The organism is Sedimenticola hydrogenitrophicus, from assembly GCF_025175675.1.
Taxonomy (GTDB): domain Bacteria; phylum Pseudomonadota; class Gammaproteobacteria; order Chromatiales; family Chromatiaceae; genus Sedimenticola; species Sedimenticola hydrogenitrophicus.
In genome coordinates, this window is record NZ_JANIOA010000079.1 from 1 (window position 1) to 5306 (window position 5306).

The 5306-nt window shown below is 59.8% G+C and carries 4 protein-coding genes; all 4 read right to left on the reverse strand.

Annotated features, from left to right (window positions below):
- Positions 1-248 precede the first annotated feature (248 nt).
- Positions 249-758 (reverse strand): hypothetical protein, encoded by a 510-nt coding sequence (locus NPX02_RS20810; RefSeq protein WP_260295980.1) that lies wholly within the window; start codon positions 756-758, stop codon positions 249-251.
- A gap of 120 nt (positions 759-878) precedes the next feature.
- Positions 879-1634, reverse strand: coding sequence for a class I SAM-dependent methyltransferase (locus NPX02_RS20815; protein ID WP_260295981.1), 756 nt, complete (start codon positions 1632-1634; stop codon positions 879-881).
- A 208-nt stretch (positions 1635-1842) separates the two neighbouring features.
- A complete protein-coding gene (locus NPX02_RS20820) occupies positions 1843-3651 on the reverse strand; it encodes a hypothetical protein (RefSeq protein WP_260295982.1) in 1809 nt (602 codons plus the stop codon).
- A 26-nt stretch (positions 3652-3677) separates the two neighbouring features.
- The coding region (locus NPX02_RS20825; RefSeq protein ID WP_260295983.1) for a P-loop NTPase fold protein at positions 3678-5306 on the reverse strand (1629 nt) is incomplete at its 5' end.

Here is a 5306-nt window from a genome sequence, read left to right on the forward strand (position 1 = left end):
GGTGTCGTGCCAACCACAGGTGTCGTGCCAACCACAGGTGTCGGAGTCAAACCGGCCATCCGCCGTGCGATCAGTCCACCCAACCGGGACTGGTTTGACTCCGACACCTAAAATTCTGAATTCGACACCCGGGCGACATCAACATAATGACTCCGGTACCGAATTCGGCAAATGACATTAAATCAACAGGTTAGTGATTTTTGACTCCGACCCCTGAAGTTATAAGTTCGATGCTGTGAAATTAATATTTAAATATTTCCACCACCAGAGGAGCCTGAACTACCACCAGCACTACTTCCACTCAATACAGCAGGAAGAACAACAGCACCAATTGCAGCACCAACTTTCAAATATGCACCAAGCATTTTTTCATCAATTTTCGCAATACCAACATTCATTGGAACTCCATTGTATCTTAATTGACCCATTAACTGAGTTCCATTTGTTCTAGACCTGCAAACGCCCAACTCTTTTGAATAGGAAAAAGCACCGCTGTTGGCAATATCTGGCATTTCCACCAGCGCATCTTCAGCTGCAACGGTCTGAACCGGCCCCCAGAGTGACTCAGATCCATAGTCACACAGGTATTCGCTGTTAATTCTTTCCCAATTGTCATGCGTGGGAATCTCTCCGCCATACACCGATCCCGTCATCCCCAATGCCAACGCCGCACCGGTGAGAAGCAAGGTTTCCTGTCGGCTGAATTCATCGAAAATCGACAGTGCCGTGAGTTCCCTTTGTTGTTTTTTGCTGGACATGTTGTCACCCCTTGTTGTGTTGATTTGTGGTTGGACCTGAGGTGTCGGAGTCAAACCAGTCATCCGCCGTGCGATCAGTTCACCCAACCGGGACTGGTTTGACTCCGACACCTGAAATTCCTAAGATTCGACCCCGCAGGTTATTTGCCAGCCCCAGAACCATGGCGGTTGAACCGCCTGCTGCCAATCTGCCTCGGCAGCATAATCACGCCAGGTCACCGGGACTTTAAACTGCTCCAGTCCCATTGTGCGGCCTGCTTGCTGGAGCTGACTCACTATCTCTTCCGCCAACCAGTATTTGGTTACCTGTCCATTGCTGCTGCGCACATATCCGAGTGGGTTGTTGAATGTGGAGAGGAACTCACTCATGCGTTGGCTGATGGACTCCTTTTCCCGACCTTGCCGAACTTCATGGTAGTGCACCTGGTTAATGACGTAGAGCAGGCTCTCCATCGCTGGCACGACCAAAAGCAAGGTGCCTCCCGCTTTGATGGAATGGGTGAGCCGCTCCAGCATGAGCAGAGCCTGGGTATGGTTTTCCGGCATCAGGGCACTGAAGCAGAGTGCGAGGTCGACCGGTTCCGGCAGGGCCAGTTCGGCCAGATGCTGCAGCAGAAACTCAGTGTGCCGGGGGGCCCTGGTGCGCGCCTGATCAATACTGTTCTGCGCGTAGTCCACAGCGAGAATACGTTTGGCGGATGCCAGTTCGCCCAGAAAGTAACCGTGTCCGCACCCTATATCAGCAGCCGTTGTTTCCGGCGTAACAATAGCCGCAATGCGTTGGAGTAATTGGCTGGTCCCTGGGCGGTGATAAAGAGAAATAATACTCTCCTCATAGTTATCCATCCGGTTCCAGAATTCGATGCGTGTGCTCATCGTTGCCACGCCCCCAAGGGGACGGAGCCCGTTGTGCTGTGCACCGGTGTCGTGTGCACCGGTGTCGGAGTCAAGCCGTTCGCTATTCCTGGAACTAATCGTACAACTAGGGGCGGCTTGACTCTGACACCTGGGCTTGTCATCTGCCGTGTGATCAGTTCGCCCAACCGGGACTGGCTTGACTCCGACACCTGGAATTGTTGCGCCTTCATCGACCGAACAGCTCCGCCGTCTGCAGACGCGCCAGGCCACCCACCAAGTCGTCACCCGCCGCCTCGGCCTCCGCCAGCAGTGCCTGCCGCTGCTCCGCCGTCAGTACACCGACCGCCACCGCAATACCCTGATCGCGGTGGGCATCGAAGAGCCTGCGGGCCTCCGCCAACCCGTCCAGGGCGGCGACTTGGTCCAGCAGGCTGCGGATGGCGTTCATGTGATCAGTCCATTCGGGCTCGGGGATGTGATCGCGCAGCAGGCCGACCAGGAGCGTGTTGAGGATGACCGCGCGCTGCTCGGGGTCGGCCTGCCAGAATGTCTCCAGGGTGGCCTTTCGTTCATCGGTGATACCGGGCAGGGCGAGAAGGAGGCTTTTAAGCGCCGCCAGCATCTCTTCCTGGCGGGGTTCCCGGTCATGGGAGATATCCTCAATGCCCAGTTCCTTCAGAGAGTTGAAGAGTCGGACGCCATCCTCGTCGCGCGGGGCTGGCAGATGGCCTCCGTACAGAAGCAGCGCCAAGCTGAGGGTGCGAATGTCGGCTAGAGGACGCATCCTCTGATCCAGCTCTGTAAGGGCACCAAAGAGATTAACGCCCAGATCGAAGCCATCATTCTCACCCAGGGCCCTAGTGATATCGGCGCTGTCCAGGAGCGCCAGGGCCAGGCCAAGGCCGTTGACCAGGACACGCACCTCCCCCGACAAGCCTTCACTAATCATCCGTACGCCGGTGTTGAACAGGACGGAGGTCACCCGATCCGTCTCCTCCTGCAGGAGGGCGCGGTAACCCGCCGCCACAGCCTGGAGCAAAAGCGCTCTTTGGGAAGAGGTCTCTTCCTCCTCCCAGCCCCATTGGCCGCAACCACTCCGCCAAGCGCCGGAAACATTGAACATGGACGAGATCAGCTTGGCGTATATGGCTCGCTTTTCCGGATCCCCGCCAAGGCCCCAGAGGTCCTCACCCGGCAATCGTGGCAAGGCTCCCTTCTCCTGAATGGCCGCCGAGCAGGCGTGCAGGCGGTTGAGCAGCTCTGCCTGCTCCCGGCTCAAGGTATCCTTCCGGACACGGTTCAGCAGTTCCAGCCGCCCCACCAGGGAGTTGATATTGCTCTTGAGATAGGCCGGGGCCTCCGCCGGCAGGGTGTCCTGGCGCAGGAGATCGGCCATCGCCTCCTCATAGACCAGAATTGAAAACTGGCTGCAGACGGTACCGCCGGCCCTGCCCGCCAGGTCCGCGATCCCGGCCCAGCTTTTATAAAAGTTTATCGCCAGACCGCGCGCGGGGTCCGACAACAGGGCGTTGCGGCAGCGCTGGAGCAGACCGCGCAAACCGTCACCACAGGCCAGGGGCAGGACCGCCATGGGGTACAGGACGGCATCCACCAGTCGTTCGCCCAGCAGTCCTTCCTGCCGGAAGGCGTTCAGGGCCTGTCGCCAGAGGGCGAGGAAGTCGTCGCGCAGATCGAGCTCGCTGAGGGCTTGCGAGGCCAGTTCGCGCAGGCGATACAGAGCGACACCGTAATCACCGGTCTGAACCGCCGTCAGACCCTCGCCACCAGCGGGTGGTCTTGCAACGAACAGGTCGTCGTACGCGAAGCGCTCGATCACCCAATCGACAAAACGCCTTTCCGCCACCGCCTCCCGGGCGCCATTAGCCGTGCGCCAGGTCTCCCTCACCAGCCTCCTCAAGGCCTCGTCGCTGCTCTCCAGATTCGAGGTGACATCCTGAAGGGGCTGATTCTTGGTGGTCGGCCCCTCCTTCAGGTTGGCACCGCTGCCGGTATTATCCCGGGTTGTCGTACTCACATCATCCATCCTGTCCGGCTTCTCTCTCACGAGGCCGCCCGCCAAGCCAACAGTGCCAGGACGGCCGCCCATTGCAGGTCGTTCATAGCTTCCTCGGGCCGGGGCCAGGCATAGAGCGCGTCGAGCTGGCCGGTGAGGGTTCGCAGGGTGGGCCCTTTCCTGGCCAGAGACGGATCAGCGGCCAGGCTTTTCAGGCGGGTATGCAGATTGGCCCTGTCCTCGTTGCTGTCGCTTTCGTGTTCGAGATAGCGCTCGGCCACATCGGCCAGGTGTTCAAGCCGCAGCTCTGGCACCCGCAGGTAATGGCTGAAATATTTCTCCTCGAATCCCCGCAACAGCCGGCGCCGAGCATCCGGCTTCTGGCGGCTGTAAAAATCGATCAGGCCGAAGCGCAGGGCCTCGTCGAGTTCAGGCCCCAAGAACTTGCCCTCCTGCCCGTCCCTGCCCGGCTCTCCGGCCGGAAATTCTTTCATCAGGTCCAGCCCCCTCCGGACCATGGTATCCATGGATTCGTCCCGCTCATGATGGATCACACCCAACATGGTGTGCAGCAGATCCGGGGTGGTGGCCAGCAGGGGATTGAAGATCCGGTAATGGATTTGGCTCTCCACATAAGGCAACACGGTGCTGACGCCGGGCAGGTTTAAAGAGCGGCAGACAAAGGTGGTGGCGGCCTGGGCGACGGCCGGTTCCGCACGGTCGATTTCATCCATGAGGAAAATCACCTGCATGCCCTTGCGCCGCAGGCCCGCGACAATGCGGGTCAGGGGGTCCTGCATGGTCAGCGGCGGCGGTTGACGCAGGCTCAGTTCGTAGTCGCCAAGCCTGACGCTGTTGAAATGCCTCAGGAGTCTGGTAACAGACTGACCCAGTAGAAAAAAACCTGCCTGACCAATAGCCCTGGCATCAAGCTGGCGCACCACCTCGGGATGACCGATCAGCTGCTTGAAGATGTAGGCGTGCAGCGTCTTCGCCGAGCCCGCTTGCCAGATGTCCAGGGGGATGACGATGGCCTTGTTGGCGGGGTCACGCGCATAGGCATCGAGGACGATGCGGGCCAGCAGGGTCTTGCCGGTGCCGGCATCACCGCGCAGGGCCAGGATGCGGCCCTCGGGAAGCTTACCGTCCTCACCCAGGCGCTTGACGATGGCCTCGGCCAGCTCCGCCTGGAAGGCGTAGAGCCCTTCATGCTTCCACTTTTCCAGACCATCCCCGGTAGGCCCCGGGGCTTTCCCCGGGGCTTTCCCCGGGCCAACATCACCCAATCTGCTGTCGAGGGTAGCAACCACCCACAACCGGAACAGCACCCAGAGCCCAAACAACGCGAGTAGAAAAACCGCGCCCCAGCTCACGCCGGCGAGGCCCGGTAACTTTTTGGCCAGGAACAGCAGACCGACCGGGAGTGCGAGCCAGGCCACCGCCTGAACCAACCGGCGCAACACCCTTGGCCATGTGAGGAAAAGATGCAGACCCCGTGCCATCAGGAACAGCGCGATGGCCACGACAAGGGCGCCGACGCCGACGCCGGCGTCCCGAAGCCCGTCGGCCAGCCCACTCGGCAGCCTGTCCGCCAGCAGGCGGTTCAGCCAACCGGCGTGAGTGGATCGATCAGGCTGCTTGGTTGGTTGGTTGGTTGGTTGGTTGGTTGGTTGGTT

What these genes read in the sequence shown, in the direction of transcription:
- NPX02_RS20810 (WP_260295980.1), bottom strand. Translation starts at nt 758, where the DNA reads ATGTCCAGCAAAAAACAACAAAGGGAACTCACGGCACTGTCGATTTTC.
- NPX02_RS20815 (WP_260295981.1), bottom strand. Translation starts at nt 1,634, where the DNA reads ATGAGCACACGCATCGAATTCTGGAACCGGATGGATAACTATGAGGAG.